The organism is Mesorhizobium silamurunense (assembly GCF_014843905.1).
In the GTDB taxonomy this organism is placed as follows: Bacteria; Pseudomonadota; Alphaproteobacteria; order Rhizobiales; family Rhizobiaceae; genus Mesorhizobium; species Mesorhizobium silamurunense.
Map to the genome: position 1 here is coordinate 43964 of NZ_LPVS01000044.1, position 12857 is coordinate 56820.

At 63.8% G+C, this 12857-nt stretch carries 15 protein-coding genes; 8 read left to right on the plus strand and 7 right to left on the minus strand.

Annotated features, from left to right (window positions below; translation table 11 throughout):
- Positions 1-155: 155 nt before the first annotated feature.
- On the plus strand, positions 156-1469 hold the full coding sequence (locus AU465_RS12630; protein WP_192247477.1) for a mechanosensitive ion channel family protein: 1314 nt from the start codon (positions 156-158) through the stop codon (positions 1467-1469).
- A gap of 183 nt (positions 1470-1652) precedes the next feature.
- Positions 1653-1808 carry a DUF1127 domain-containing protein gene (locus tag AU465_RS12635; protein WP_192247439.1) on the plus strand — a complete coding sequence of 52 codons (156 nt, stop codon included), beginning with the start codon at positions 1653-1655 and terminating at the stop codon, positions 1806-1808.
- An 85-nt stretch (positions 1809-1893) separates the two neighbouring features.
- On the opposite strand, the gene AU465_RS12640 is transcribed toward AU465_RS12635, so the two are convergent.
- The 3 genes from AU465_RS12640 to AU465_RS12650 all read right to left on the minus strand — a co-directional run bounded on the left by AU465_RS12640 (position 1894) and on the right by AU465_RS12650 (position 3571).
- Positions 1894-2190, minus strand: coding sequence for a putative quinol monooxygenase (locus AU465_RS12640; protein WP_192247441.1), 297 nt, complete (start codon positions 2188-2190; stop codon positions 1894-1896).
- A gap of 63 nt (positions 2191-2253) precedes the next feature.
- The gene (locus AU465_RS12645; RefSeq protein ID WP_192247444.1) at positions 2254-2568 is read right to left on the minus strand and encodes a GYD domain-containing protein; all 315 of its coding nucleotides are present in this window, start codon (positions 2566-2568) and stop codon (positions 2254-2256) included.
- Between the two features lie 262 nt (positions 2569-2830).
- Entirely contained in the window at positions 2831-3571 is a 741-nt protein-coding gene (locus AU465_RS12650) for a sulfotransferase family protein (protein WP_192247447.1), read from the minus strand.
- A gap of 286 nt (positions 3572-3857) precedes the next feature.
- Here AU465_RS12650 and AU465_RS12655 point away from each other — a divergent pair, with 286 nt between their 5' ends.
- Positions 3858-5027 carry an aminotransferase-like domain-containing protein gene (locus AU465_RS12655; protein ID WP_192247480.1) on the plus strand — a complete coding sequence of 390 codons (1170 nt, stop codon included), beginning with the start codon at positions 3858-3860 and terminating at the stop codon, positions 5025-5027.
- Between the two features lie 329 nt (positions 5028-5356).
- On the opposite strand, the gene AU465_RS36505 is transcribed toward AU465_RS12655, so the two are convergent.
- Positions 5357-5824, minus strand: coding sequence for a hypothetical protein (locus AU465_RS36505; protein WP_246506053.1), 468 nt, complete (start codon positions 5822-5824; stop codon positions 5357-5359).
- Between the two features lie 32 nt (positions 5825-5856).
- Between AU465_RS36505 and AU465_RS12665 the strand changes: the two genes are divergently transcribed.
- Positions 5857-6645 (plus strand): hypothetical protein, encoded by a 789-nt coding sequence (locus tag AU465_RS12665; protein ID WP_192247450.1) that lies wholly within the window; start codon positions 5857-5859, stop codon positions 6643-6645.
- Between the two features lie 111 nt (positions 6646-6756).
- Positions 6757-7302 (plus strand): YbhB/YbcL family Raf kinase inhibitor-like protein, encoded by a 546-nt coding sequence (locus tag AU465_RS12670; protein ID WP_192247453.1) that lies wholly within the window; start codon positions 6757-6759, stop codon positions 7300-7302.
- A gap of 113 nt (positions 7303-7415) precedes the next feature.
- On the opposite strand, the gene yghU is transcribed toward AU465_RS12670, so the two are convergent.
- A complete protein-coding gene (yghU, locus tag AU465_RS12675; protein WP_192247456.1) occupies positions 7416-8285 on the minus strand; it encodes a glutathione-dependent disulfide-bond oxidoreductase in 870 nt (289 codons plus the stop codon).
- 217 nt (positions 8286-8502) lie between these two features.
- Here yghU and AU465_RS12680 point away from each other — a divergent pair, with 217 nt between their 5' ends.
- A complete protein-coding gene (locus AU465_RS12680) occupies positions 8503-9405 on the plus strand; it encodes a S1C family serine protease (protein WP_192247459.1) in 903 nt (300 codons plus the stop codon).
- Between the two features lie 6 nt (positions 9406-9411).
- Positions 9412-10347: a LysR family transcriptional regulator gene (locus AU465_RS12685; protein ID WP_192247462.1), complete on the plus strand. Its 936-nt coding sequence runs from the start codon at positions 9412-9414 to the stop codon at positions 10345-10347.
- Here the strand turns inward: AU465_RS12685 and AU465_RS12690 are convergent.
- Positions 10298-11026, minus strand: coding sequence for an SDR family oxidoreductase (locus tag AU465_RS12690; protein ID WP_192247465.1), 729 nt, complete (start codon positions 11024-11026; stop codon positions 10298-10300). The two genes, AU465_RS12685 and AU465_RS12690, sit on opposite strands and share 50 nt — an antisense overlap.
- A 324-nt stretch (positions 11027-11350) precedes the next feature.
- Here AU465_RS12690 and AU465_RS12695 point away from each other — a divergent pair, with 324 nt between their 5' ends.
- On the plus strand, positions 11351-11947 hold the full coding sequence (locus tag AU465_RS12695) for a YdeI/OmpD-associated family protein (protein ID WP_192247468.1): 597 nt from the start codon (positions 11351-11353) through the stop codon (positions 11945-11947).
- A gap of 170 nt (positions 11948-12117) precedes the next feature.
- On the opposite strand, the gene AU465_RS12700 is transcribed toward AU465_RS12695, so the two are convergent.
- Positions 12118-12420 (minus strand): hypothetical protein, encoded by a 303-nt coding sequence (locus tag AU465_RS12700; RefSeq protein WP_192247471.1) that lies wholly within the window; start codon positions 12418-12420, stop codon positions 12118-12120.
- Positions 12421-12857 lie beyond the last annotated feature (437 nt).

A 12857-nucleotide genomic window follows, 5' to 3' on the forward strand; every position in this document is an offset into this window, starting at 1 on the left:
GGAATTGCGTAAAAAACAAATGCTTGGGAGCGGATCAGCGATTCTCTGAAAAGCTGATTCGCTCTAGCCCGGAGCGCCATGAATACGCGGCCCTGAAGTGGGCCCCGCAACGGCGGGTCGCGGTTTGCTAGCCCGTCCATGATGGTCGTGTGGCAATGGATGTTCGCGACACCATCGGTCGAACACTGGCCTGGGCCAGCGGATGGTTCGACTATGCCGCGAATCCGTGGTTTCTCTATCAGGCCGCCATCATCGTCACACTGTTCCTCGCGGCCAAGCTCGCGGCGCGGCGTATCGAGCCGCTCGCGGAGGACCAAGCGCGCCAGATCAAGGGCCATCCCGGACTGCTGAGGGTCGTGATAGCCCTGTTGCGGCGCACCGATTGGATCCTCTTCGCGCTCTTCCTGTTTGCAGCACTCAGCGTCTTGCGTGCCTTCACCTGGCCAAGCCGTACCCATCTCCTCCATATCGCGCTTTCGCTGTCGCTTGCATGGCTGGTGGCGTCGGTGCTGTCACGCATCATCCACAACCGCCTCGTCGCCCGGCTTCTCGGCTGGCTGATCTGGATCTATGCGGCGCTTGTCATCTTGGGCATCAGTGAGGAGACTGGAACCTTCCTCGACAGCCTCGCGATCTCGTTAGGCGCGATCCGTTTGTCGGCCCTCCTGCTGTTCAAGGCGCTACTGCTGCTGGTCGCCGCGGTCTGGTTTGCCGTGGTCATCGGCAACTATGTCGATGAGCGCGTCCGCATCTCCGAGGAACTGACGCCCTCGATTCGCGTCCTCGTCGGCAAGGTGGCAAAGATCGGCCTGGTCGTGGTTGCCGGCGTTGTCGCCCTTTCCGCCATCGGCATCGACCTCACGGCGCTAACGGTTTTCTCCGGAGCGATTGGCGTCGGTCTCGCCTTCGGGCTGCAAAAGGTCGTTTCGAACTTCGTCTCCGGCATCATCATCCTGCTCGACAAGTCGATCAAGCCGGGCGACACCATCTCGCTCGAAGGCACATTCGGCTGGATACGTGAATTGCGGGCGCGTTTCGTCTCGGTGGTGACGCGCGACGGCCGCGAGTATCTCATCCCGAACGAGGACTTCATAACCCAAAGGGTCATCAACTGGTCGTTCAGCGACAATCTCGTGCGGCTCGACGTGGACTTTGGAGTGTCCTACGACGCCGACCCCCATAAGGTCAGCGAACTGGCGATAGAGGCCGCGATCAGCGTCGGCCGGGTCGAAGCCGACCGCCGGCCGGTCTGCTGGCTGACGGGGTTCGGCGACTCCTCGCTCAACTTCGTCTTGCGCTTCTGGATACATGACCCCCAGCAGGGGCTGACCAATGTGCGCGGCAAGGTGCTGCTGGCGCTGTGGGACACGTTCAAGCAGAACGGCATAGGCATCCCCTATCCGCACCGCGAGGTCATCGTGAGGGAGGCTGGGCCGACCGGCCTGAAAAGCAATTGGGCGGCACGTTGAAACGGCGGCGGGATCGCCACAACTCCATTTAGTTAGTTTGCATGCATATGTTTCAGGCTATTCCGGCTTCGTGAAGCATTTCACCGTTTCCGCGCAATCGGCTGGTTACAGACGCATCGCAAAAGCGGCGCCCTGGTGAGCGGGCAGCACCGATCTTTCTGCCGCTGCTTTGTGGAGGTCCCAATGTTTAAGAGCCTTAGCCGCATCCGAGCCGCCTTTGCGCAGGCGAGCAAGCGCCGCAGGACGGCGCGCGAGCTGAACAGCCTGCCGCCGGAGATCCGCAAGGACATCGGCTGGCGGGAGGCAGATCAGATCGAAGAGATCCGTTTGCCGTTTTAAAGGGCCGAGGCAGGCGCGAGCTTCCGGCCGAAGGGCGCCGGCCGAGCGCGTCTGGCGGCTCGGCCATTGCCCATCGGCGGCTTTCTCAGCTTATTTCCGCAACGACCGTCCCGGACACCGGGTCCGTCACGCCGAGATCGCCGCCGAGGTCTTCAAGCATATCGCGGAACGTGTCGAGAATGCCGATCATCGTCGGGCGCGCCGCGGCGAGGCTGTCCATGTCGTTCCACTCGCCGACCATGCAGAATGTACGCTCGCCGGTCTTGATCAGGGCGCCCTTGCGAAAGCCCTTGGCCTTCAGCGACACCTTCTCATGCGCATCGACGAAGGCCTTCTCCTTGCCTGGCTTGGTGCGAAAGCGGACTACGTTGTAGGCGGTCATAGCTTCCTCCGATCGATTTGAGCAGCATTCTCCTTGCGGCTCTGCGGCGCCGCGTCGGGTTGATCAGCCGGCGGGCTTGTAGACGCCGGCGGCCTTGTTGGCGGCCGCGAGCACCGCCTTCATGTCGAGCTCTTCGAGGACGACCATGTCGCTCACCGAACCACTTGCCCGCACCGCAAGCGCCATGCCCATCCCTGCAACCTGATCCGGCACCTCACCATTGACGACGACATCATAGAGGCCACGCGTGAACATCAGGCTGCTCATCTTGCCGCCGACGCTTTCAAAAAGCGCCTTGATTGCAACTTCCCGGTTCGATCCCTGCATCAGCCCTTTGGCGGCATGGGGTTCGTAATTCGCCAATATGGTAACCTTCATGGGAACCTCCTCCAAATATCATTGCCTCGGCTGCTCAATGGCTTGAGCAGAACCGAGGTGCTTGTTGTTTCACTGACATTTGACCTGGTCGTGGACCGCCTGGGCAAGCATGGCCAACGGCGGTCCAGCCGGAGCATGGCTTCGGCTCGCGATAATATGCGCCTATTCTAATATGACGACAATCCTGCTGTGCGCCCGGTTCGCTTGGCCGTTCTTACGGGCCGTTGCGGGATGGCAATGGCCAAGCCCGCATTCCCTCGCGCTACCCCAGCCACCACCACAACCCGCCGATCACCAGCGCGATCAGCGCCGCCACGCCGGCGAGTATCGCGTAGGAACCTATGATCATGCCATTGATGATCTTCTTGATGCTGGCGCGGTCGTTGAGGTTGGGGAAGGGCTCGTTCGGAAGCGGAACGCCGAGGAAATCGCAGAGCGGCGCCCAGCCGTCGGTGACCTTGAAGACCAGGAGCCTCTCCGGTGACACCGCCGCTTTCACTTCGTCGATATAGGCGTTGTAGCGCGCCACCGCTTTGTCGCGGTCGTTCATCACGCCTTTCAGCGTGCGGCCCCAGACCAGCTTGCGCGACATGTCGCCGAACTTGCGGCCGAACGGCGTGAGCCATTCCAGCACCCTGAACTGCCAGACATTTTCGGTGAAGTAGATCGTGTCGATGGTGCTTTCGTACCAGGCCTCGGCGCCGCTCGGATGCAATGTCAGAAGCACCTTGGCGTCGGGGTAGGCCGCCATCAGCTCGCGCCACACGCAGCAGCCTGGATTGTCGACGGTCGCGCGGTAGTTGGCAAAGACCCGGCTCCAGTCGTGCTGCGTGCCCGCCGGGCTGTTCGCCACCTTGCGCCAGAAGTCGAGATGGCCCTTGTTGGCCTTGTTTATGATGACTTCCTGCATGTGGTAGCTCGGAAAGCCGAGTTTGTTCAGCGCGGCGAAAGTGGACCACGTGCCGGTGCGGCCGAATCCGGCCCCGATAAGCTCGAGTGTCATGCCGTCCCCCTTCGGTCGGATTGATTTTCTTCTTGGTAGGCCGGCCTAGGCTTGCATGCTGCGCCAATGTCACTTCCTGGGCAACATTTTTCCATTAGCATTGCCGAAAATATGTGGGCCAAATGTCGCCTGAACGATGCGCAATGACCGTTTTGTGTATTCACGCAAGCGGCGTGGCCTGATAATAGGTCAACTAAGCTGACCTAAATACGAAGCCATAAGTACAAAGCACTGCGGGAGGTGCGCCTTGACCCTGTTGAACCTTCTGGCCTCGCGCTCCTCGCGCATGAAGGCCTCGGAAATCCGCGAGCTGTTGAAGCTGCTCGACCAGCCCGACATCATCTCCTTTGCCGGCGGCATTCCGGACCCTTCGCTGTTTCCGGCCGAGGCCATCGGCGACGCCTACCAGGCCGTGCTTGGCGGCGCGGAGGCAGGCACTGCGCTGCAATACCAGGTCAGCGAAGGGTTCCTGCCGCTGCGCAAATGGCTGGCCGGCTATATGGGCAAGCTCGGCGTGGCCTGCGACGAGGGCAACATCTTCATCACCTCCGGCTCGCAGCAGGCGCTCGACTATCTCGGCAAGCTCTTTTTGTCTCCCGGCGACACCGCGCTGGTCACCTGGCCGACTTATCTCGGCGCGCTGCAGGCTTTCAACGCCTATGAGCCGCGCTACGACCGGCTCAACACGGCCGGAGGCAACATGACGCCGGAGGCCTATCGCGCGGCAGCCGCTGCTAATGGCGGCAAGGTGAAGTTCGCCTATCTGGTGCCGGATTTCGCCAACCCGACCGGCAACACGCTCGATGCCAGGCAGCGCGAGGCGGTGCTCGATCTCGCCGGCGAGCTCGACATCGCCGTCGTCGAGGACGCCGCCTACCGGGCGCTGCGCTACGACGGCGAGGCCGTGCCGCCGATTCTTTCGCTCGACTGCGCGCGCTCCGGCGGCATCGACAACGCCCGCACGCTCTATTGCGGCTCCTTTTCCAAGATCCTCTCGCCCGGCATGCGCGTCGGCTGGGTCTGCGCGCCGCGCCATGTGGTGGAGAAGCTGGTGCTGATGAAGCAGGCGTCCGACCTGCATAGCCCCTCGATCAACCAGATGGTCATGCACCGCGTCGCCGAAACCATCTTCGATGGCCAGGTGGAGAAGCTGATCGGCGCCTATCGCCGGCGCCGCGACGCGCTGATCGGCGCGCTGGAAGCCAGCATGCCGAAGGGCATCTCGTGGAGCCGGCCGGACGGCGGCATGTTCGTCTGGCTGACGCTGCCGGAAGGTAGTGACGCCACCGATCTCCTGGCGCGTTCGGTGCAGGAGGCGCGCGTCGCCTTCGTGCCGGGCAACGCCTTTTACGCCGACGGCACCGGCCGCAACACGCTGCGCATGTCCTTCACGCTTGCCGATGACCGCGCGGTGAACGAGGGCGTGCCGAGGCTGGCGAAGCTGCTGCGGGGGTAAGGCGCCGGCGCTGCCACCTTCGGCAGCGTAGGAGATTGGCGAAGGCCGGTGCGAAGCCCAATCTCCCCCCTTGGGGGAGATCAGCTCTTCCTTCGCCGGCTATCACCTCCCGCTCGCGCAGGCGTGATCGGTAGTGCGCAGGCGTGATTATCGGCGCGTCCGATTCTTCGGCTAGGGTCCCGGCCGATCCAACACCCCTGGATCGACCGGCCGCGAGGTCCCACCTTCACGGCCCGAACGAAAGAGCCCCGACGGCCTCCACCGGCGGGGCTTTTTCATGGGCCTTTCCCGCGCCGGCGGGCCGACGCGGTAAAGCGGGCCAAGCGGCGCTACTTGTTGCAGTTCTGCATATCGGAGGTCATGGCGCCGCTGGGGGTATTGTTGTCGGTGTCGTAGCCGCCGCTGTCCTTGCAGCGATCTTCCATGCCGTTCGTCTTGTTCGTGGAACTCGTCGTGGTGGTATCCGTCTGACTCGGCGTTGTACCTGTCACCGTTTCGCCAGCATTCATACCACCCGACACGCTGCCCGACGCATTCGCGCCACCGCTTGTGCCAGCCGATTGTGCCATCGCGGCCGAAGTCGCGAGCGCAAGGGTAGCATGCAAACTGCGAGGATTTTCTTCATCATGAGGAAATCTCCATCGGTTTGCATCGTTGATTAATTTGCCAACGGAGCATTCCAAGGGATGTTCCCGGCTTGAAAGAATTTGTGAAGGCCGCATCGCTGTGCCTTTTTGAGGCTTGGCGGGCGGATCGCATGGCGCTTGGCCCTTGTAGGGGAGGGCCGACAAGGTCAAATGTGTCGCCCGGGTTCGTGGGAGAGGATGGTATGGATGCATCGCCGCGCGTGACGCTGCTCATCGGCAGCGCCCCCGATGTCATGCGCTGCGCCGCCTGGCCGAAGCATGCCTTCGCCGGCATCGTTGCCATCAACAACGCCTGGCGCGTGCGCCCCGATTGGGACGCGCTGGTGCATGCTGGCGATTTCCCGGCCGATCGCATGCCGCAGCCTGGCCCGTCGCGGCAGATTTTCAGCGCCCCCGACTACGTGCCGGCGCAAAACGCTTTCGGCGGCTTCGTCTATGCCGGCGGCACCATGTCGATGACGGCGGCCTACTGGATCGTCCACAGCCGGCGCCCGGACATGCTCGCCTTCCTCGGCTGTGACATGATCTATGATCACCCCGGCAATAGCCATTTCTACGGCACTGGCCGGCCCGACCCGCTGCGCGACGACGTCACACTGCAGAGCCTGGAGGCCAAGTCCGCGCGCCTGCTCATCCATGCGCTGCGGCGCGGCACGCTCTGCGTCAACCTGTCGGACCTCTCGCGCAGCCGGCTGGTTTTTCCGAAACTTACCTTCGAGGAGGTTCGGGACCCGTCGCCGTCGCGCTTCGCCGCCATGCGGGCCGAATTGCGCGCCGGCATCGATATCGAGGCGGTGGAGGCGGCCGAGGCGCTGGAGCGCGAGTTCGGCTATTTCTACGAGGACGGGATGTACTGGAACCACCTCGACGAGATCGACGGGGCCAAGCTTGCCCACGTCGACCGGCTCTGGATGGCTGCCGTCGCGGATCTGGTGGCTCCGCCGCTGGAGGAATGCAACGCGGCGGAGTGAATCTCCCCTCGAGGCCCTCGAGGGAGAGATTGGCGGCCGCCGTCACGCAAAGTTGCTGGGTGCGGCGGGGCCTTTCGGCTAAACTCTGCGATCTTAGCCAGGAGGACGGCCATGATCCCACGTCTCAGCCTCATCGCGCTTGCCTTCGCCGCCTTCGCCACCCAGGCATCCGCCTTCGAAATCTCCAGCCCGTCGGTCTCCAACGGCAAATGGGCTGCAAAATATCTCGGCGACAAGGCCGGATGCGGCGGCAAGAGCGTCTCGATCGCGCTTGCCTGGAAGGACCCGCCGGCCGGCACCAAGAGCTACGCGCTCACCATGTTCGATCCCGACGCCAATGGCGGCAAAGGGTTTTGGCATTGGCTGGCCTGGAACATCCCGGCAAGCGCCAAGGGCCTGGCCGAAGGCGCCGGCTCCAAGGGCGGCAAGCGCTTGCCCAAGGGCACGGTATCCGGCGAGGGCGGCGTCGGCCGCGCCGGCTATTTCGGCCCATGCCCGCCGCCCGGCAGCGGCGCGCACCACTATGTCTTCACGCTCTATGCGCTCGGCGAGCCGAAGCTGCGCACGCCGGAAAATCCGTCGCCGGAGATGGTGTCGGTGGCCGCCAAAAGCTCAGCGCTCGGCGAGGCGACAGTGACGTATACCTACGGGAGGTAGCGGCGCCTCCCCCTTGTGGGGAGGTCGGACCGAAGGTCCGGGTGGGGTCGGCGCCGTACCCCCGCCCCGCTGCTTCGCAGCGACCCTCCCCACAAGGGGGAGGGTAAAGCTCATCACTCCGCCGCTTGCAGCTTATCCTGCGTCTTCGTCTCGAAGTCGCTGGCGTCGTGGCGTTCGCGGAGTTGGTAGGCCGGGTCGCCGGAAATGCGGTTGACCATGCGGCCGCGCTTGACAGCCGGCCTTGCATCGATCGCGTCGGCCCAGCGCTGCACGTGCTTGTACTCGTGCACCGAGAGGAACTGCGCGGCATCGTTGTAGTTGCGGCCCTTGGCGAGCCCGCCATACCAGGGCCAGACCGCCATGTCGGCGATGGTGTAGTCCGGGCCGGCAAGGTATTCGCTTTCCGCCAGCCGCCGGTCGAGCACGTCCATCTGCCTTTTGGTCTCCATGGCGAAGCGGTCTATGGCGTATTCGATCTTTTCCGGCGCATAGGCGTAGAAATGGCCAAAGCCGCCGCCGAGATAGGGCGCCGAGCCCATCTGCCAGAACAGCCACGAGAAGGTTTCCGCGCGAGCGGCACGCTCTGTCGGCAGGAATTCGCCGAACTTTTCCGCCAGATAAGTCAGGATCGAGCCGGATTCGAACACCCGCACCGGCTTCGGCTCGCTGCGGTCCATCAGCGCCGGTATCTTGGAGTTCGGGTTGACCTCGACGAAGCCTGAGCCGAACTGGTCGCCGTCATTGATGCGGATCAGCCACGCGTCGTATTCGGCGCCCTTGTGGCCGCGCGCCAGAAGCTCCTCCAGCATGATCGTGACCTTCTGTCCGTTGGGCGTGGCCAGCGAATAGAGCTGCAGCGGATGCTTGCCGACAGGCAGCTCCTTCTCATGCGTCGGGCCAGCGACCGGCCGGTTGATCGAGGCGAAGGCGCCGCCATTGGGCTTGTTCCAGGTCCAGACTTTCGGCGGGGTGTAATGGTTCATCTTGAAAGGCCTTGTTCTTGCGGGGCGGATGCGAGTTCGTTGGGGCAAGATTTAGGTGCGGTTGTGCGCGCGTCAAAGAAAAAAGTTCAAATTTCGTTGAACTAATGACTGGGCCAGCCTCTTTCCCTTCTCCAACGAGGGGAGGGCAAGGCGCGCCCTTGCACCGCGTCCCTTTGGCCATACTTATAGAAAAAGACTCGCAATTCAGGATCGACCGATGACCATCGAGAAAGTCTCGCGCTCCGTCGTGGCCGTTCGCGCAACGGTTCCGGACGACGCCTTCACCGCCAATGCGCTGGGCACGCGCCGCGAGGGCAGCGGCGTGGTGATCCGCGACAACGGGCTGGTGCTCACCATCGGCTATCTCATCACCGAGGCCGAGGAGGTATGGCTCACCGATCAGAACGGCCGCGTGGTCGCCGCGCATGCGCTGGCCTACGACCAGGAGACCGGCTTCGGCCTGGTGCAGGCGCTGTCGCCGCTCAACCTGCCAGCGGTAAAGTTCGGCAACGCCAGGAAGGCCAATATCGGCGACGCCGTGACGCTTGCCGACGGCATAGGCCAGCAGGTCGACGCGCATATCGTCACCAAGCAGGAATTCGCCGGCTATTGGGAATATCTGATCGACGAGGCGATCTTCACCGCGCCGGCGCACCCGTCCTGGGGTGGTGCTGCGCTGTTCGACCGCGACGGCAAGCTGCTCGGCGTCGGGTCGCTGCGCCTGCAAATGAGCCGCGCCGGCGAGATCGCCGACATCAACATGATCGTGCCGATCGACCTTCTGACGCCGATCCTCGACGACCTTGTGAAGCGCGGGCAGGTGGCCAAGCCTCCGCGCCCATGGCTCGGCGCCTTCTCGGCAGAGTCGAACGGCATGGTTGTGGTGATGAGCGTCGCCGAAGGCGGTCCGGCGGCGAAGGCTGGCCTGCGCCAGGGCGACATCATCTCCGACGTGCGCGACGGCGAGGTCGACGGTCTCGCCGACTTCTACCGCAAGCTCTGGGAGAACCCGGCCGGGGCGGAAATCCCGTTGCGCGTGGTGCGCGACGGCCGCGAGACCTGGCTCAGGGTAAAATCCGCCGACCGCAACTCCTTCCTCAAGAAGCCGCAGCTGCAGTAACGCCGCATGCATCCAAGGCTGCTGAAGACCTTTCTTGCGGTCGCGCGCACGCGCAACGTCACGCGCGCGGCGGCGGAGGTCAATCTCGCGCAGTCGAGCGTCAGCGACCAGATTCAGGCGCTGGAGGCCGAGCTTGGCGCCGGCCTGTTCACGCGCTCGCGGCAGGGGCTTGAACTGACGCCGGCCGGCGAGGCGCTGAAACCCTATGCCGAACAATTGCTGGCACTCGCCGACGATGCGCGGGCCGCCATCGATGTCACCAAGGCCGAGACGGCCGGCACGTTGTCGATCGGCGCGCTGGAGACGATTGCTTCCGTCAAGCTTGCCGGGTGGCTTGCCGATTTTCGCGCCGTCCATTCCGGCATCGACATAAAGCTGAAGATCGGTGGCAGCGGCGGGCTGCTCCGCATGCTGGGGGAGGGCGAGATCGACGTCGCCTTCTGCTTCGAGCGATCGGACGCCGGCGAGCCGGACAAGCGCTTTGCCAGGCGCGTCGTCGCGGCCGAGCCGCTGGTGCTGATCGCGCCGCCCGGCGAGAACCGGATGGATGTCGATCTGGCCGAGCTTGCCGAAAAGCGCTTCGTCGCCACCGAAACCGGATGCGTCTACCGCGCCATGGTCGACATGGCTTTCGCCGAGGCGGGCCTTGGCGGGCCGAAGCTCGCGGCCGAGGTCGGCAGCATCGACGCTATCGCGGGCCTGGTGGCGGCCGGCGCGGGCTTTGGCCTGGTGCCGCGGCTCGCGGTTGCCGAGGCGCTCGATCGTGGAGCGGTGGCGGAGGTGGCCTGGCCGGATCCTGGCCGGTCGGCGGACCTCGTCATGATCTGGCGCCGCCGGCGCGTCCAGCCGCCGGCACTGAAATTGGTGCTTGCAACCGCAGGCGAGAGCTTCGTCAGACCAGCCGGTGCCCGCCCTCGACATGCAATGTCGTCCCTGTCGTGAAACCGTTGCCCATCAGGAAGCAAAGCGCGTCGGCAATATCTTCCGGCCGTCCGACGCGTCCCGCCGGCAGGCGCCTGGCCATGGCGGCAAGCGTCTCGTCCTTCGCATCGCCGGCGACGAACTGCCAGATCGGCGTGTCGACCCAGCCGGGCGACACCGCGTTCACGCGGATTGGCGCCAGCTCGATGGCCAAGGCCCGCACCAGCCCCTCGAGCGCCGCGTTGACGGCGGCGACGACCGCGCCGCGCGCCGCTGGCCGGTAGGCGGCGATGCCGGAGACGAAGGTGAGCGAGCCGTTGGCCGACAGCTTCGGCGCGCCGTGCTTGGCAAGCAGCAACGGTCCGTAGAACTTGCTCTCCACCACCCTTTGCGCCGCTGACAGCTCGATTTCGGGCAACAGCCGGTAGGCGCCCGCGATGTCGGCCGCGGTGCTAACGATATGGTCGAGCCGGCCGATGCGCTGAAACAGTGCCGCGACGTCGTCCTCGCGGCTGATGTCGACCACTGCGATTTCGAGTGAGCCCGAATAGCTGAGTTCTTCCTGCGCGGCGCTCAGCTTCGCTTCGCCGCGCCCGGCGATAATGACCGTCGCGCCTTCATCGAGGTATCGCCTGGCGAGAGCCAGCCCCATCCCGGAACTGCCGCCGACGATCAGAATTTTTGTCTTGCCCATGTCCATGCCTTTCCTTGCATGGACAGTGATATGGCGGGCGGACGCTCGAAGCGGAAACGGAAGAAACCGATAGTGTTATCGGAGAGTCCGATGGCAGATGGGTGGCCTCAATGATGCAGCCAATCTCCCCCCTTGTGGGGGAGATCCCCGGTAGGGCAGAGGGGGGCGCGAAGGATCGCGGCCTTTCAGTCTAGTCTCCATCGACTATAAGCAAAGGCGGCGGCGACGCCTCGATACGCCGGCGGGACAGCGCCCCCCTCTGGCCTGCCGGCCATCTCCCCCACAAGGGGGGAGATCGGCACCTTCGGCGCCGCGCAAGGAAGAACAACGATGCCCCCGATCAAGGTCGATCCGGACAAGGTTCGCGAATTCCCCGATGCCGCAAGCTTCTACGCTTGGCTGGCCGATAACCATGCCAGCGAAAACGAGGTCTGGATCAAGGTCCATAAGGTCGGCTCTGGCCTCACCTCGATCACGCCGAAGGAAGCGATCGACGTCGTGCTCTGCTTCGGCTGGATCGACGCCGTGCGCAAGTCGCTCGACGAGAAAAGCTTCCTGCAGCGCTATACGCCGCGCGGCAAAAAGAGCATCTGGAGCAAGATCAACATCGACAATGTCGCCCGCCTGATCGAGGAGGGCCGCATGACAAAGCATGGCATGCGCGAGGTCGAGGCGGCCAAGGCCGACGGCCGCTGGGATCGTGCCTATGGCGGCTCGAAGGAGATGGCCATCCCGCCCGACCTGCAGGCGGCGATCGACGCCGAGCCGAAGGCGAAGGCGATGCTGGAAAAGCTCTCCGCCCAGAACCGCTTCGCGCTCGCCTTCCGCACCCACAACATGAAGACCGAGGCCGGGCGCAGGAAGAAGATCGAGAGCTTCGTCGAGATGCTGAAGCGCGGCGATACGATCCATCCGCAGAAGAAGTAGGCCGAAGCAAAAACGCCGCCCCGAGAGGGGCGGCGTTTCCGGGAAGCGATGATCTCGAACCCTGTTGAAGCGGTTCGAGATCATCCGGTCATGAAGGCAGAGCAATTCCAGGAAAAGTGTTTAGCGGTTTTTCCGTCCGGAATTGCGTGGAATAAATCGTCGGGTTGACCTTACGCGGCGGGCTTCTTGACGTGCTTCTTGTGGGTACGCTTCTTCATGTGGTGCTTCTTGGCGTGATGCTTGGCATGCTTCGCCACCTGATGCTTCTTGGCATGATGACGATGATGCTTCTTGTGCTTCCTGTGATGCGTGACCTTGGCGCCCGCCGTGGCCGCAGCCGGAGCAGGGGTCGTCGTCGTGGTGGTCGCGGCGGCGGTCGTGGCGGCGGCGTTGGCCTCGGTGGTGCCGAGCGCCGGCACCGCGAAAGCGAGCGCGACGGCCAGGCCGAGAACGGAGAGAAGGGTCTTTTTCATAATCGGCATTCCTTGGTTTAAAGATCGATGTCTTTTGTCGCGCGCCGCAATCGTTCGGCTGCTCCGATGCCGCTTATGACAGCCGGTCTTTTCGCCAGTTTTTCCCGACTGTTGAATCTTGTTTCCGGATTGTGTCCGGCAGGGAGGGCCGCTGCTTGCTCCGGTGTTCCCGGCCGCCCAAGGGGAACTGGCGGGGATCCATTCCTGTGCCGCATCGTGCAACGAACGGATTCTTTTCCAGCTAATCAACTGGGCGCGGCAGTGGGAATGTCGCATTCTGGCTGCGAAGAGCTTGAGAGAGCAAGATGACCGGCACGACAGATCACTCCGGCAAGGTCGCCCTCGTCACCGGCGGCAACCGTCGCATCGCGTTGGAGACAGGACGCCAGCTAGGGTCAGGACCCATTAATTTGTTGAGTTGATATCTGTTGGGTGAT

Bases quoted from the DNA above. Each gene is read 5' to 3' on its own strand.
- AU465_RS12630 (WP_192247477.1), top strand. From the start codon at position 156: ATGGATGTTCGCGACACCATCGGTCGAACACTGGCCTGGGCCAGCGGA.
- AU465_RS12650 (WP_192247447.1), bottom strand. From the start codon at position 3,571: ATGACACTCGAGCTTATCGGGGCCGGATTCGGCCGCACCGGCACGTGG.
- AU465_RS12645 (WP_192247444.1), bottom strand. From the start codon at position 2,568: ATGAAGGTTACCATATTGGCGAATTACGAACCCCATGCCGCCAAAGGG.
- AU465_RS12685 (WP_192247462.1), top strand. From the start codon at position 9,412: ATGCATCCAAGGCTGCTGAAGACCTTTCTTGCGGTCGCGCGCACGCGC.
- AU465_RS12635 (WP_192247439.1), top strand. From the start codon at position 1,653: ATGTTTAAGAGCCTTAGCCGCATCCGAGCCGCCTTTGCGCAGGCGAGC.
- AU465_RS12700 (WP_192247471.1), bottom strand. From the start codon at position 12,420: ATGAAAAAGACCCTTCTCTCCGTTCTCGGCCTGGCCGTCGCGCTCGCT.
- AU465_RS12670 (WP_192247453.1), top strand. From the start codon at position 6,757: ATGATCCCACGTCTCAGCCTCATCGCGCTTGCCTTCGCCGCCTTCGCC.
- AU465_RS12665 (WP_192247450.1), top strand. From the start codon at position 5,857: ATGGATGCATCGCCGCGCGTGACGCTGCTCATCGGCAGCGCCCCCGAT.
- AU465_RS12690 (WP_192247465.1), bottom strand. From the start codon at position 11,026: ATGGACATGGGCAAGACAAAAATTCTGATCGTCGGCGGCAGTTCCGGG.
- AU465_RS12655 (WP_192247480.1), top strand. From the start codon at position 3,858: ATGAAGGCCTCGGAAATCCGCGAGCTGTTGAAGCTGCTCGACCAGCCC.
- AU465_RS12680 (WP_192247459.1), top strand. From the start codon at position 8,503: ATGACCATCGAGAAAGTCTCGCGCTCCGTCGTGGCCGTTCGCGCAACG.
- yghU (WP_192247456.1), bottom strand. From the start codon at position 8,285: ATGAACCATTACACCCCGCCGAAAGTCTGGACCTGGAACAAGCCCAAT.
- AU465_RS12695 (WP_192247468.1), top strand. From the start codon at position 11,351: ATGCCCCCGATCAAGGTCGATCCGGACAAGGTTCGCGAATTCCCCGAT.
- AU465_RS12640 (WP_192247441.1), bottom strand. From the start codon at position 2,190: ATGACCGCCTACAACGTAGTCCGCTTTCGCACCAAGCCAGGCAAGGAG.